Raw genomic sequence first — 13493 nt, 5'->3', positions numbered from 1 at the left:
CTTAACCTCTAGCGTCTTCAACACTGGCGGCCAGAATGGCCAGAACCAGTTGCTGGAAATCCAGACCGGCCGCACGGGCAGCCATCGGCACCAGACTGTGGTCGGTCATGCCCGGAGCGGTGTTCACTTCGAGAAACCAGAACTGCCCGTCGGCGTCCTGCATCACGTCCGCCCTGCCCCAACCGGCAATACCCAGCGCCTCACAGGCCTTGGCCGTGAGATCCATGAGTTCCTGTTCCTTGGCGGCATCCAGCCCGCACGGAATGCGGTACTGGGTATCGTTGGCGATGTACTTGGCGTCGTAGTCGTAGAACGTGTGCGGTGTACCCAGGGCAATAGGAGGCAACACCTGGTCACGCAGGGTGGCGATGGTGAACTCCGGACCTTGAATCCATTGTTCGACCAAGACTTGCGAATCGTAGGTACTGGCCGCTTTCCATGCGTCGATCAACTCGGACGCAGAACTCACTTTGGCCATCCCGATACTTGAACCTTCATGCGCCGGTTTGACGATCAAAGGGAAGCCCAGTTCCGTCGCCGCCGAAATACAATCGGCTTCGCTGCACAGCACGGCGTGACGCGGCGTCGGAATCCCGAGGCTATGCCAAACCTGCTTGGTGCGCAGTTTGTCCATCGCCAGGGCCGAGGCCAGAATGCCGCTGCCGGTGTACGGAATGCCCGCCACTTCGAGCAGGCCCTGCATCGAGCCATCTTCACCGCCACGGCCGTGAAGAATGATGAAGGCGCGGTCGATCTTTTCGCTGAGCAGACGTTGCAGAATGTCGGCACCAACGTCGATGCCGAACGCGTCCACACCGGCGCTCTGCAGCGCTTCGAGCACAGCATTACCGGACTTCAGCGAAACCTCACGCTCGGCACTCAGGCCACCGAACAGCACGGCGACACGGCCGAAGTCTTTCGGCGCGATAGTGGAGAACAGGTTGGCGTAGGCAGCAGTCATTTCAACTTCCCCTCGACCGGCGCGGCCACGGCGCCGGCGAACAATTCACTTTTCAACAGCTTCGGCGCGAGTCCGCCGATATCACCTGCGCCCTGGCACAGCAGGATGTCACCGGCACGCAGCAGCGGCTTGACCAGCGGCGCCAGATCGACGCCACGCTCGATGTAGATCGGGTCGAGCTGACCGCGCTGGCGGATGCTGTTGCACAGTTTGCGGCTGTCGGCCCCCGGAATCGGCTCTTCGCCGGCCGGATAGACTTCCATCAGCAGCAGCACGTTGGCGTCGGCCAGGACATTGACGAAATCGTCGTACAAGTCGCGGGTGCGGCTGTAGCGGTGTGGCTGGTAGACCATCACCAGACGGCGCTCCGGCCAGCCACCGCGCACGGCCTTGATCACCGCGGCGACTTCGGTCGGGTGGTGACCGTAGTCGTCGACCAGCATCACGTTGCCGCCGTCCACCGGCAGTTCGCCGTAGACCTGGAAACGTCGGCCCACGCCCTGGAACCCGGACAGGCCCTGGACGATGGCTTCATCGCTGACGCCTTCGTCGGTGGCGATGCAGATGGTCGCCAGCGAGTTGAGTACGTTGTGGTTGCCCGGCATGTTCACCGAGACTTCCAGTGGCTCACGATCCGGACGCAGCACGGTGAAGAACGTCTGCATGCCTTGCTGGCGCACATTGATCGCACGTACGTCGGCGTCTTCGCTGAAGCCGTAGGTCACGGTCGGACGTTTGACCTGCGGCAGGATTTCCCGCACCACCGGATCGTCCAGGCACATCACCGCCAGACCGTAGAACGGCAGGTTGTGCAGGAATTCGACGAAGGTTTTCTTCAGTTTGTTGAAGTCACCGTCGTAGGTCGCCATGTGGTCGGCGTCGATGTTGGTCACCACTGCCACCAGCGGTTGCAGGTGCAGGAAGCTCGCATCGCTTTCATCGGCTTCGGCGATCAGGTAACGGCTGGTGCCCAGTTGGGCATTGGTGCCCGCCGCGTTCAGACGACCACCGATGACGAACGTCGGGTCCAGGCCACCGGCGGCGAACACCGAAGCGATCAGGCTGGTGGTGGTGGTTTTGCCGTGCGTACCGGCGACGGCGATGCCGTGGCGATAGCGCATCAGTTCGGCGAGCATTTCGGCACGCGGCACCACCGGAATGCGACGCTCGAGGGCGGTCGCCACTTCCGGGTTGGAGGTGTTCACAGCGCTCGAGACCACCAGCACATCGGCAGTCGCGGCGTTCTCGGCACGGTGGCCGATAAAGATGTGCGCACCGAACGATTCCAGGCGTTCGGTCACCGGCGAGGCTTTCAGGTCGGAACCGGACACTTCATAGCCCAGGTTCAGCAACACTTCGGCGATGCCGCACATGCCTACGCCGCCGATACCGACGAAGTGGATGCGTCGGATGCGGCGCATTTCCGGTTGTGGCATGGCTTTCTGATTCTCAACCATGAGCCACCTCCAGACAGGTGTCGACCACGCTACGGGTGGCATCGGGTTTCGCCAGACGGCGGGCCGCTCGGGCCATTTCTTCAAGTCGTTGCGGTTGCATCAAGACCTCTGTCAGGCGCGCGGCAAGGTCCGCAGCACCAGTCGTTCTTTGCGGCATCAGGAAGGCAGCGCCTTCGCGGGCCAAATAATCGGCGTTGCGGGTCTGGTGATCGTCGATTGCGTGGGGCAAGGGCACCAGCATCGACGGCAGACCGGCGGCAGCCAGCTCACTGATGGTCAACGCGCCTGCGCGGCACACCACCAGGTCAGCCCAGCCATAGGCCTGGGCCATGTCTTTGATGAACGGCTGCACCTGCGCGTCCACGCCGGCGGCGCGGTAGCGCTCTGCAGTCACTTCATCGTGGTTTTTGCCGGCCTGATGAAACACTTCCGGGCGCAAATCGGCAGCGACTTGGGCCAGGGCTTCAGGCAGCAACTTGTTCAACGGTTCTGCGCCCAGGCTACCGCCAAGGATCAGCAAACGCGCTTTGCGGCCGGCCAGGGCAGGTCGCGATGTTTCGAGGAACAGCTCGCTGCGCACCGGGTTTCCGGTGGTACGGCGGGTGTCCGACAGAGTAAAGGTGTCGGGGAACGCTTCACACACCCGGGCGGCGAACGGCACCAGCAACCGATTGGCGGTGCCGGCCACGGCGTTCTGTTCGTGAACGATCACCGGCACACCGGCCAGTTTCGCGGCAAGACCGCCTGGACCGGTCACATAACCTCCGAAGCCGACGACACACACCGGCTTCAGCCGACGAATGATTGCCCGCGCCTGCCACACCGATTTGAGCAGCATGAACGGCGCCTTGAGCAGCGACAGCTTGCCCTTGCCACGCAAACCGGTGGCATGGATGCGGTGCAGTTCCAGGCCGGCCGCCGGGACCAGATCGTTTTCGATCCCGCGTGGTGTGCCGAGCCAGTGCACGGTGTAGCCGCGCGCCTGAAACTCGCGGGCACAGGCCAGCGCCGGGAACACGTGGCCGCCGGTGCCGCCGGCCATGATCAATACGTTAGCGCCCATGGTTCGGCTCCTCGGCGAAGTCGCTCTCATGGAATTCCATCTCTTCACTGCCCAGGTGGGTTCGACTCTCCCACTCGATCCTCAGCAACAAGCCGAGGCAGGCGCAGCAGATCACCAGGGAGCTGCCGCCATAACTGAGGAACGGCAAGGTCAGGCCTTTGGTCGGCAGCAGGCCGACGTTCACCCCGATGTTGATCAGGAACTGACCAATCCACAGGAACGACAGACCGTAAGCCACATAAGCGGCGAAGAACTGTTTGGCTTTCTCGGCCCACAGGCCGATGTACATGCCGCGAATACACACGAACACGAACAGCGCCACGGTGCACAGCGAACCGACCGCGCCCAGCTCTTCGGCCAGTACCGAGAACACGAAGTCGGTGTGTGCTTCAGGCAGGTAGAACTGTTTCTGCACGCTGTTGCCCAGGCCGACGCCCAGCCACTCACCGCGACCGAAAGCGATCAACGCCTGCGACAACTGATAGCCGGCGCCGAACTGGTCGGCCCACGGGTCGGCGAAGTTGGTCAGACGCGCCATCCGGTACGGCTGCATTTGAATCAGCAAGACCACGGCGCCGACCGCCAACACCACCATCAGCGAGAAGCGGAACAACCCGACCCCGCCGAGGAACAGCATGGCTGCCGCCGCCCCCATCATCACGACGGTGGCACCGAAGTCCGGTTCCATCAGCAACAGGCCGGCCATTGGCAGCAGCACGATGAATGGCTTGAAGAAGCCCATCCAGCTTTCGCGCACTTCTTTCTGACGACGTACCAGATAACCGGCGAGGTAGATCACCACAAACACCTTGGCGATCTCGGAGGGCTGAACGTTGAAGAAGCTGAAACCGATCCAGCGCATCGACCCGTTCACTTCACGACCGATCCCCGGGACGATCACCATCACCAGCAGACCGAATGCGCCGATCAGCATCATCCAGCCCAGACGCTGCCAGGTGGCGATCGGAATCATCATGGTCACGATGCAGGCACCCAGGCCCAGCGCCACGTAGATCAGGTGGCGAATCATGTAGTACAGCGCGCTGCCCGATTGCGCCGCCGCCACTTCGGTGGACGCCGAGGCAATCATGATCAGGCCCAGGCCCAGCAGCGCCAGGCAACCGGCGAGCATCGGGAAGTCGAGGTCGATGCCACGCCCGGTGATGATCGGCGACGGGTACGGCTTGATGATATTGCGCAGGCTCATACCAGATCCTCCACGGCGCGGACGAACTGGTGACCACGGTCTTCGTAATTCTTGAACATGTCGAAACTGGCGCAGGCTGGCGACAGCAGCACCACGTCACCCGGTTGGGCGACCGCACGGCATTGCTCGACGGCTTCGACCAGCGAACCGGCGTGAATCAGCGGCACGGCGTCGCCAATGGCTTCGCCGATCTTGTCAGAGTCGCGGCCCATCAGGATTACGGCGCGGCAGTTGGCCGCTACCGGATCGCGCAGATCGTTGAATTCGGCACCCTTGCCATCGCCACCGGCAATCAGAATGACCTTGCCGGCGATGTCCGCACCGAGGCCTTCGATGGCGGCCAGAGCGGCGCCAACGTTGGTCGCTTTGGAATCGTTGTAGTACGCCACGCCATCGAGATCACGCACCCATTGACAGCGGTGTTCGAGACCGGCAAACGTGCGCAGTGCCGAGAGCATCGCATCGAACGGCAGGCCCACCGCATGGCCGAGCGCCAATGCCGCGAGGGCGTTGGACTGGTTGTGCGCGCCACGAATCTTCAGCTCGCGCACCGGCATCAGGTTCTGGAATTCGAAGGCCAGATACTTCTCGCCGTTCTCTTCACGGATACCGAAAGCCTTGAAGTCCGGTTTGGTCAGGCCGAAGGTCCAGCAAGGCTGGCCCTCGCCCATCAGCGGACGGCTCAGCGCATCCTGACGGTTGACCACGAACTGCTTCGCGCCGCGGAAGATCCGGTGTTTGGCCAGGTGATACGCCGGCAGGCCGCTGTAGCGGTCCATGTGGTCTTCGCTGATGTTCAGCACGGTGGCCACTTCGGCGTTGAGCTGGTCGGTGGTTTCCAGCTGAAAACTCGACAGTTCCATCACGTACAGCTCGACGTCGTCGCTGAGCAGATCCAGCGCCGGAGTGCCGAGGTTGCCGCCGACCGCAACGCGCTTGCCCGCCGCTGCCGCCATCTCGCCGACCAGGGTGGTGACGGTGCTTTTCGCGTTGGAACCGCTGATGGCCACGATCGGCGCCTGCGCGTTACGCGCGAACAGCTCGATGTCGCCGGACAGTTTCACGCCACGCACCGCAGCGGCTTGCAGGGCCGGGGTCGCCAACGCCAGGCCGGGGCTCACGTAGAGCTCGTCGGCACGGCACAGGAATTCCACGTCCAGCTCGCCACAACGCACTTCCACGTGCGGATAGTCACGCTTGAGCGTGGCCAGTTCCGGTGGATTCTCCCGCGTATCGGCCACGGCAAACGCGACGCCCCGGTTCGCCAGGAAGCGAACCAGGGACATGCCGCTCTTGCCGAGGCCGACAACGATGCGGAAGTGGTCAGAAGCGATCAGAGACACTCGTTCTACCTCAGCTTCAGGGTGGCAAGGCCGATCAGCACGAGAATCACGGTGATGATCCAGAAACGGACGATCACGCGCGGCTCGGGCCAGCCCTTGAGTTCAAAGTGGTGGTGAATCGGCGCCATGCGGAACACACGGCGACCGGTCAGCTTAAAGGAGGCAACCTGAATGACCACTGACAGGGTTTCCATCACGAACACGCCGCCCATGATGAACAGGACGATTTCCTGCCGGACGATCACCGCAATGGTGCCCAGTGCCGCGCCGAGCGCCAGTGCACCGACGTCGCCCATGAACACTTGTGCCGGATAGGTGTTGAACCAGAGGAACCCCAGGCCGGCACCGATCAGCGCGCCGCAGAACACGATCAGCTCGCCCGCGCCCGGAACGTAAGGAATCAGCAGGTATTCGGCGAATTTCACGTTACCCGACAGGTAGCAGAAAATGCCCAGGCCACCGCCGACCATCACCGTCGGCATGATCGCCAGACCGTCGAGGCCGTCGGTCAGGTTGACCGCGTTGCTCGAACCGACGATCACGAAGTAGGTCAGCACAATGAAACCGGCGCCCAGCGGAATGCTGTAATCCTTGAGCATCGGCAGGATCAGGGTGGTTTCCACCGGGGTGGCAGCGGTCATATAAAGGAAGATCGCCGCACCGAGGCCGAACACCGACTGCCAGAAGTACTTCCAGCGGCTCGGCAAGCCACGGGAGTTCTTTTCGATGACCTTGCGGTAATCGTCGACCCAGCCGATGGCGCCGAACAACAGGGTCACCAGCAACACGACCCACACGTAACGGTTGCTCAAGTCCGCCCACAACAGGGTGCTGACACCGATCGAAGACAGAATCAGCGCACCGCCCATGGTCGGCGTACCGGATTTGGACAGGTGCGATTGCGGACCGTCGTTACGAACGGATTGACCGATCTGACGGTTCTGCAGGGTGCGGATCATCCACGGGCCATAGCACAGCGACAAAACCAGCGCGGTCAGTACACCGAGGATCCCGCGCAGGGTCAGGTACTGGAAGACCGCGAAGCCTTTGTAGAACTGTTGCAGATACTCCGCTAGCAGCAGCAGCATTAATGTTTCTCCAGACTGGACCCGCACAGAGCCGCAACGATGTTTTCCATCGCTGCACTGCGCGAACCCTTGATCAAAATGGTGGTGTTTGTGTCCTGCTCGGCGTCGAGGGCCTGGATCAATTCGGCTTGCGTGCCGAAGTGATGCGCCTGTTCACCGAATGCCTTTACGGCGTGAACCATGTTCGGTCCGACTGCGTAAAGTGCGCAAACCTTGCCCCGGGCGTACTCGCCCACGTCGCGGTGCCCCTGCTCCGCCCAATCGCCCAACTCGCCGATATCCCCGAGCACCAGAACGGTGCGGCCGGAAAAGCCGGCGAGTATATCAACGGCGGCACACATGGAGGTGGGGTTTGCGTTGTAAGTGTCATCAATCACGCGCATGCCGTTTTTCGCCAGTTGCGCGACGGTGCGGCCCTTGACCGGTTGCACGGCACCCAGCCCGGTGGCGATGCCGAACAGCGACACGCCCAAGGCGTGGGCGGCAGCGGCGGCGGCCATGGCATTGGCGACGTTATGGGTACCGAGCAGGTTCAACTGAACATGCTCGACACCTTCAGGTGTATGCAGGTTGAAAGCCGGGCAACCCCGGGCATCGGTGCTCAGGTCACTGGCGTAAAAGTCTGCCTGAGGATTGCCCAGGGAGAAGGTCAGCACCTTGCGTCCGCCGGCACGGAGCTTCCAGATACCGAAAGCCTTGTCGTCGAGGTTGAGCACCGCCACACCATCAGCCGCCAGGCCGTCGATGATCTCGCCTTTGGCCTCGACGATTTTTTCCGGGCCGCCGAACTCACCGACGTGGGCGGTGCCGGCATTGTTCAAAATCGCCACGTGCGGCTTGGTCAAGCCCACGGTGTAGGCGATTTCGCCCAGGCGCGAAGCCCCCAGCTCGATCACGGCCGCGGTATGTTCCGGGGCCAGTTCGAGCAAGGTCAGCGGTGCGCCCAGGTCGTTGTTCAGATTACCGCGAGTGGCGAGCACGGCGCCGCGAGTGCGCAGGATGCTCGCGAGCATTTCCTTGACCGTGGTCTTGCCGCTGGAGCCGGTAATGGCGGCGACCGGCTGAGTGAACGCGGCGCGGTTCAATGCACCCAACTGACCGAGGGCCTGACGGGTGTCCTTGACCAGCAGTTGCGGCAAGGTGCTGTCAGCGACTTCGCGTTCGACCAAGGCAGCGACGGCGCCTTTGCCGGCAACATCGTTCAGGTAGTCATGACCGTCGAAACGCGGACCGGTCAGGGCAATGAACAGCTGGCCAGGCTTGATCGCGCGACTGTCGATGCTGACGCCGTCGAAACGCGCATCGCCGCTGATCAGACGTGCATCGAGCACGTTGGTCAGTTCACTTAATGTCAGGGCCTTAAGCATGGGCCACCTCCCATGCGGTGAGGGCATGATCGGCTTCGACCAGATCGGAGAACGCGTGGCGCTCGCCGTTGATTTCCTGATAATCCTCGTGACCTTTACCGGCCAGGACGATCACGTCGTCAGCCGACGCGCCGGCAATCAATTGCGCAATCGCCTGACCACGGCCCGCCACGAACGTGACTTTATCCACAGCGGTGAACCCGGCGCGGATGTCATCGAAAATCACCGCAGGATCTTCAGTGCGCGGGTTGTCGTCGGTAACCAGTACCTGATCGGCCAGACGCTCGACCACTTCGGCCATCAATGGACGCTTGCCGCGATCACGGTCGCCGCCGCAGCCGAACAGGCACAGCAACTGACCTTTGACGTGCGGGCGCAATGCCGTCAGGACTTTTTCCAGCGCGTCCGGGGTGTGGGCGTAATCGACCACCACCAGCGGCTGTGTGCCGCCGCCCAGACGCTGCATGCGACCGGCCGGGCCTTCGAGTTTCGGCAGAACCTTGAGAATTTCGTCGAGGGCGTAGTCCAGACCGAGCAAGGCGCCGACGGCAGCCAGTACGTTGCTCAGGTTGAAACGCCCCAGCAGCGTGCTGCGCAAATGATGCTCGCCCTGCGGCGTCACCAATGTGGCGCGCACGCCATGGTCGTCGAACTGCGCTTCGCGGCAGAACAGATAAGCGCTGCTGTCGAGCAAGCTGTAGGTGATCAGGCGCGACTCACGTTTTTCAGCGGCCAGTTGCCGACCGAAATCGTCGTCGAGGTTGACCACGCGGCACTTCAGATCATTCCAGGCGAACAGCTTGGCCTTGGCCTCGGCGTACGCCTCCATGGTGCCGTGATAATCCAGATGATCGCGGGACAGGTTGGTCATCACCGCGACGTCGAACGCCAGCGCCGTGACCCGGCCCTGATCCAGGCCGTGGGACGAGACTTCCATGGCCACGGCTTTGGCGCCGGCCTTTTTCAGGTCGCCCAGGGTCGCTTGCACGGCGATCGGATTCGGCGTGGTGTGCAGGCCGCTTTCCAGTGCGCCATAGAAGCCGGAGCCCAGGGTCCCGACGATGCCGCAATGCTGGCCGAGCAGATCCAGCGCCTGCGCGACCAATTGGGTCACGCTGGTCTTGCCGTTGGTGCCGGTCACGCCAATCAGGTTCAGATGATGGCTCGGCTCGCCGTAAAAACGTCCGGCGATGTCCGACAACTGCGCCGCCAGACCTTTGACCGGAATCAGTGGCACTTCGGTGATCGGCAGCACAGTGGCGCCTTCCACTTCATAGGCCACCGCTGCCGCGCCGCGCTGCAGGGCATCGGCGATGTGCGCACGGCCATCGAATTTGCCGCCTGGCACCGCGAGGAACAAATCGCCGGCGCGCACGTTGCGGCTGTCCAGCGCCAATTCACGGATCAACAGATCGTGGCCGGCGTGGGGGAATATTTTGTTCAGACTTAATGACATCAGCCGCGCCCTCCATTGGCTTTCAGCGGAACGACCGGGGTGGCGTTGGCTTGTTGCGTCGTCGGCAGGTTGTCCGGCGTCACGTTCATCAGGCGCAGGGTGCCGGACATCACACGGCTGAACACCGGCGCGGAAACCAGACCACCGAAGTAACCGGCCTTGGACGGCTCATCAATCACCACAACAATCGCGTAACGCGGATCGCTCATCGGGCCGAAACCGGCGAACAGCGAGCGATAAGAGTTTTCCGCGTAGCCTTTCGTGCCCACCGAGGTCTTACGCGCAGTACCCGACTTGCCCGCCACGTGATACGCCGGCACCTGCGCACGGAAAACGCCGCGCGGCGCTTCGATCACTTGCTGCAACATGCCTTGCATGGTTTTCGCGACGGCTTCCGGCAGCACTTGCGTGGTCTGCGGCATCTTGTCGGTTTTGATCAGGGTCAGCGGTGCCAGACGACCGTTGTTGGCCAGCGCCGAGAACGCGTGCACCAGCTGGATCGCGGTCACGGAAATACCATAACCGTACGACAGCGTTGCGGTTTCAGCTTTACGCCACTCACGGTAGTTCGGCAGGTTACCGACGCGCTCGCCCGGGAAACCGAGGCCGGTGTCCTGGCCGAGGCCGACTTTCTGCGCGAGGCGGAAAATCGTTTCGCCGCCGATATCGAACGCGACCTTACTCATGCCGACGTTACTGGAATTGATCAGAATGCCGGTCAGGTCGAGCACCGGACCTTCGGTCTTCGACACGTCCTTGATGGTGTATTTGCCGATCTGCAGCGAACCCGGATACACCTCGACGGTGTCGCTCGGCTTCCAGCGGCCGGTTTCGATCGCGGCGCTCATCGAGATGGCTTTCATGGTCGAACCCGGTTCGAACACGTCGATCATCGCGCGGTTACGCATCATCGCCGGTTGCAGGTTGCGCCGATTGTTCGGGTTGTAGGTCGGCTGGTTGACCATGGCCAGAATCTCACCGGTCTTCACGTCCATGATCACCAGGCTACCGGCCTTGGCACCGTTCTCGATGATGGCGTTACGCAGTTCGCGGTTGGCCAGATACTGCAGACGCAGGTCAATGGACAACGCCAAGGGCTTGCCGGCCTTGGCGTTTTTGGTGACCTGGACATCCTTGATCAGCCGTCCGCGCCGATCCTTGATGACCTGTCGTTTGCCCGGCACCCCGGCCAGCCACTCGTCGTAGGCCAGCTCAACGCCTTCGCGCCCGTGATCGTCAATGTCGGTAAAGCCGACCATGTGCGCGGTGACTTCACCGGCCGGGTAGAACCGGCGGAATTCTTCGATGCCATACACACCCGGTACTTTAAGGTCGAGCACGGCCTGGCCCTGCTCGGGGGTCAACCCACGCACCAGATAAATGAATTCTTTGTTGGCCTGGGCCTCGAGGCGTTCAGTCAGGGCTTTCGGATCCTGCCCCAGCGCGGCGGCGAGTGCTGGCCACTTTTCTTTGGCCGTCTGCATTTCCTTGGCGTTGGCCCACAGCGTGGTCACCGGGGTACTCACGGCCAACGGCTCGCCGTTACGGTCGGTGATCAGGCCGCGGTGCGCTGGAATCGGAATGTGACGCAGGCTACGTGCGTCGCCCTGTCCTTTAAGGAAATCACGGTCGATTACTTGCAGGTCGATGATGCGCCAGCAGATCGCTGCAACCATGATGCCGAGCAGCGCCACCATCAACCGGAAGCGCCACGGAAAGAGTGCCCCTTCGAGTTTCATCATGGCGCCACCATCTTCACGTCAGCCGCGCCAGGGATGTGCATTTTCAGTTGTTCGGTGGCCAGCACTTCGATCCGACTGTGCGCGGTCCAGGTGCTTTGCTCGAGAATCAGGCGCCCCCACTCGGCCTGCGCCTTGTCGCGCACGCTGAGCTCGTTATACAGGGTGTTGAGCAACTGACGGTTCCAGTGCGCGCTGTAAGACACGCCGATGGCCGACACGAGCACGCCGATAAACAGCAGCAGCATCAGAAAGCTGCCGCCCGGCAGGGGCTTGGCGAAAAGCTTGCTCACCGCAACTTCTCCGCGACGCGCATGACGGCGCTACGGGAACGTGGGTTGGCTTTGAGTTCGGCATCGGAGGCCGTCTGCGCTTTGCCATGAATTTTGATTTTCGGTTCGAACGCCACGTGGCGAACCGGCAGGTTGCGCGGCAGGTTGTCGGCTTCGCCTTTCACCAGCTTGCGCATGAACAGTTTGACGATGCGGTCTTCCAGCGAGTGAAAGCTGATCACGACCAGGCGGCCGCCCACTTCCAGCGCTTCCAGCGCGGCATCAAGGCCGGCTTCCAGATCGCCCAGCTCGTTGTTGACGTGAATGCGCAAACCCTGAAACGCACGGGTGGCCGGGTTCTTGCCCTTCTCCCACGCCGGGTTGGCGACTTTCAGCACTTCAGCCAGGTCGGCTGTGCGCTCGAAAGGCTTGATATCGCGACGCTCGGCCACGGCACGGGCCATGCGACCGGAGAAACGTTCTTCGCCGTATTCCTTGAACACCCGGGCAATTTCTTCCACCGGTGCGGTATTGACGAATTCCGCCGCGCTGATGCCACGGGACGGATCCATGCGCATGTCCAGCGGGCCGTCATTGAGAAAGCTGAAGCCGCGCTCGGCGTCATCGAGCTGCGGCGACGACACGCCCAGATCCAGCAGAATGCCGCTGACCTTGCCCGCCAGGCCGCGCTCGGCAACCACCGAGCCGAGCTCGGCAAAGCTGCGCTGCACAACGACAAAGCGGCCGTCTTCGGCCGCTAGCGCTTGCCCGGTGGCAATCGCTTGTGGATCTTTGTCGAATCCGATGAGCCGCCCGTCCGTCCCGAGCTGGCTGAGGATCAGCCGACTATGCCCGCCGCGCCCGAACGTGCCGTCCAGATAGCAGCCATCAGGACGTACAGCGAGAGCCTCGACGGCTTCGTCAAGCAGTACGGTGATGTGGTTAAAGCCGCTATCAATAGTCACAGGATCAAATCACGCAGTTCATCAGGCATCGCGCCCGGTTGTTGAATAGCAGCAAGGTCAGCGGCAGACACCGCGTTCCATGCATCCTCGTCCCACAATTGGAACTTGTTCAGTTGGCCTACCAGCATCGCGCGCTTATCCAATTTGGCGTATTCGCGCAGACGCGGTGGAACCAGAAAACGACCACTGCCATCGAGTTCGAGGTCGACGGCATTACCAATCAGCAAACGCTGCAGGCGACGGTTCTCTTCGCGAAGCGAAGGGAGCGCGCGCAACTTGGTTTCAATAATTTCCCACTCGTCGAGCGGATAGACACACAGACACGGATCAACGGCATCAATGGTCACGATCAATTGGCCGGAACTGCGCGAATCGAGCTCGTCACGGTACCGGCTCGGCATGGCGAGACGGCCCTTTGCGTCGAGACTGATAGCGTTAGCTCCGCGAAACACGTCAGCGTTTCTCCAATTTTTATCGTTTTGAGCTCAAAAAACCCACTTCATGCCACTTTCCGCCACTTGCGCACACTATAGGAATGCGCCCACCACACCGTCAAGGCGCGGATTAAAGGAAAA

General features: G+C 62.0%; 12 protein-coding genes. All 12 read right to left on the bottom strand.

The features are described 5' to 3' along the window. Position 1 precedes the first annotated feature (1 nt). The 12 genes from PseuLF5_RS26530 to mraZ are packed head-to-tail and all read right to left on the bottom strand — an operon-like array spanning position 2 to position 13370. Positions 2-961 carry a D-alanine--D-alanine ligase gene (locus PseuLF5_RS26530; protein WP_340135010.1) on the bottom strand — a complete coding sequence of 320 codons (960 nt, stop codon included), beginning with the start codon at positions 959-961 and terminating at the stop codon, positions 2-4. Continuing rightward, entirely contained in the window at positions 958-2418 is a 1461-nt protein-coding gene (murC, locus tag PseuLF5_RS26525; protein WP_340135009.1) for a UDP-N-acetylmuramate--L-alanine ligase, read from the bottom strand. Before murC ends, PseuLF5_RS26530 begins: the two co-directional genes overlap by 4 nt. Beyond that, on the bottom strand, positions 2411-3481 hold the full coding sequence (gene murG / locus PseuLF5_RS26520; protein ID WP_123463144.1) for an undecaprenyldiphospho-muramoylpentapeptide beta-N-acetylglucosaminyltransferase: 1071 nt from the start codon (positions 3479-3481) through the stop codon (positions 2411-2413). The genes murC and murG overlap by 8 nt, the downstream gene beginning before the upstream one ends. Next, entirely contained in the window at positions 3471-4688 is a 1218-nt protein-coding gene (gene ftsW, locus PseuLF5_RS26515; protein WP_047296416.1) for a putative lipid II flippase FtsW, read from the bottom strand. The genes murG and ftsW overlap by 11 nt, the downstream gene beginning before the upstream one ends. Continuing rightward, complete coding sequence (murD, locus tag PseuLF5_RS26510) at positions 4685-6031, bottom strand: UDP-N-acetylmuramoyl-L-alanine--D-glutamate ligase (RefSeq protein ID WP_340135008.1); 1347 nt, start codon at positions 6029-6031, stop codon at positions 4685-4687. Before murD ends, ftsW begins: the two co-directional genes overlap by 4 nt. A gap of 5 nt (positions 6032-6036) precedes the next feature. Further along, positions 6037-7119 (bottom strand): phospho-N-acetylmuramoyl-pentapeptide-transferase, encoded by a 1083-nt coding sequence (gene mraY, locus PseuLF5_RS26505; RefSeq protein ID WP_015096766.1) that lies wholly within the window; start codon positions 7117-7119, stop codon positions 6037-6039. After that, complete coding sequence (locus tag PseuLF5_RS26500) at positions 7119-8486, bottom strand: UDP-N-acetylmuramoyl-tripeptide--D-alanyl-D-alanine ligase (protein WP_123463140.1); 1368 nt, start codon at positions 8484-8486, stop codon at positions 7119-7121. The genes mraY and PseuLF5_RS26500 overlap by 1 nt, the downstream gene beginning before the upstream one ends. After that, complete coding sequence (locus tag PseuLF5_RS26495) at positions 8479-9942, bottom strand: UDP-N-acetylmuramoyl-L-alanyl-D-glutamate--2,6-diaminopimelate ligase (RefSeq protein ID WP_186748490.1); 1464 nt, start codon at positions 9940-9942, stop codon at positions 8479-8481. Before PseuLF5_RS26495 ends, PseuLF5_RS26500 begins: the two co-directional genes overlap by 8 nt. Then, positions 9942-11681, bottom strand: coding sequence for a peptidoglycan D,D-transpeptidase FtsI family protein (locus tag PseuLF5_RS26490; protein ID WP_185015771.1), 1740 nt, complete (start codon positions 11679-11681; stop codon positions 9942-9944). The genes PseuLF5_RS26495 and PseuLF5_RS26490 overlap by 1 nt, the downstream gene beginning before the upstream one ends. Then, on the bottom strand, positions 11681-11974 hold the full coding sequence (gene ftsL / locus PseuLF5_RS26485; protein WP_085700842.1) for a cell division protein FtsL: 294 nt from the start codon (positions 11972-11974) through the stop codon (positions 11681-11683). The genes PseuLF5_RS26490 and ftsL overlap by 1 nt, the downstream gene beginning before the upstream one ends. Beyond that, positions 11971-12918 (bottom strand): 16S rRNA (cytosine(1402)-N(4))-methyltransferase RsmH, encoded by a 948-nt coding sequence (gene rsmH / locus PseuLF5_RS26480; RefSeq protein ID WP_409202041.1) that lies wholly within the window; start codon positions 12916-12918, stop codon positions 11971-11973. The genes ftsL and rsmH overlap by 4 nt, the downstream gene beginning before the upstream one ends. Continuing rightward, positions 12915-13370 (bottom strand): division/cell wall cluster transcriptional repressor MraZ, encoded by a 456-nt coding sequence (gene mraZ / locus PseuLF5_RS26475; protein WP_007917012.1) that lies wholly within the window; start codon positions 13368-13370, stop codon positions 12915-12917. The genes rsmH and mraZ overlap by 4 nt, the downstream gene beginning before the upstream one ends. Between the last annotated feature and the right edge of the window lie 123 nt (positions 13371-13493).

This window comes from Pseudomonas sp. LF-5, assembly GCF_037626295.1.
In the GTDB taxonomy this organism is placed as follows: Bacteria; Pseudomonadota; Gammaproteobacteria; order Pseudomonadales; family Pseudomonadaceae; genus Aquipseudomonas; species Aquipseudomonas monsensis.
The sequence above is the reverse complement of the archived record's forward strand: the minus strand, read 5'-3'. Positions and strand labels throughout refer to the sequence as shown.

Bases quoted from the DNA above. Each gene is read 5' to 3' on its own strand.
- PseuLF5_RS26490 (WP_185015771.1), bottom strand. From the start codon at position 11,681: ATGAAACTCGAAGGGGCACTCTTTCCGTGGCGCTTCCGGTTGATGGTG.
- ftsW (WP_047296416.1), bottom strand. From the start codon at position 4,688: ATGAGCCTGCGCAATATCATCAAGCCGTACCCGTCGCCGATCATCACC.
- PseuLF5_RS26530 (WP_340135010.1), bottom strand. From the start codon at position 961: ATGACTGCTGCCTACGCCAACCTGTTCTCCACTATCGCGCCGAAAGAC.
- PseuLF5_RS26500 (WP_123463140.1), bottom strand. From the start codon at position 8,486: ATGCTTAAGGCCCTGACATTAAGTGAACTGACCAACGTGCTCGATGCA.
- mraY (WP_015096766.1), bottom strand. From the start codon at position 7,119: ATGCTGCTGCTGCTAGCGGAGTATCTGCAACAGTTCTACAAAGGCTTC.
- PseuLF5_RS26495 (WP_186748490.1), bottom strand. From the start codon at position 9,942: ATGTCATTAAGTCTGAACAAAATATTCCCCCACGCCGGCCACGATCTG.
- murG (WP_123463144.1), bottom strand. From the start codon at position 3,481: ATGGGCGCTAACGTATTGATCATGGCCGGCGGCACCGGCGGCCACGTG.
- murC (WP_340135009.1), bottom strand. From the start codon at position 2,418: ATGGTTGAGAATCAGAAAGCCATGCCACAACCGGAAATGCGCCGCATC.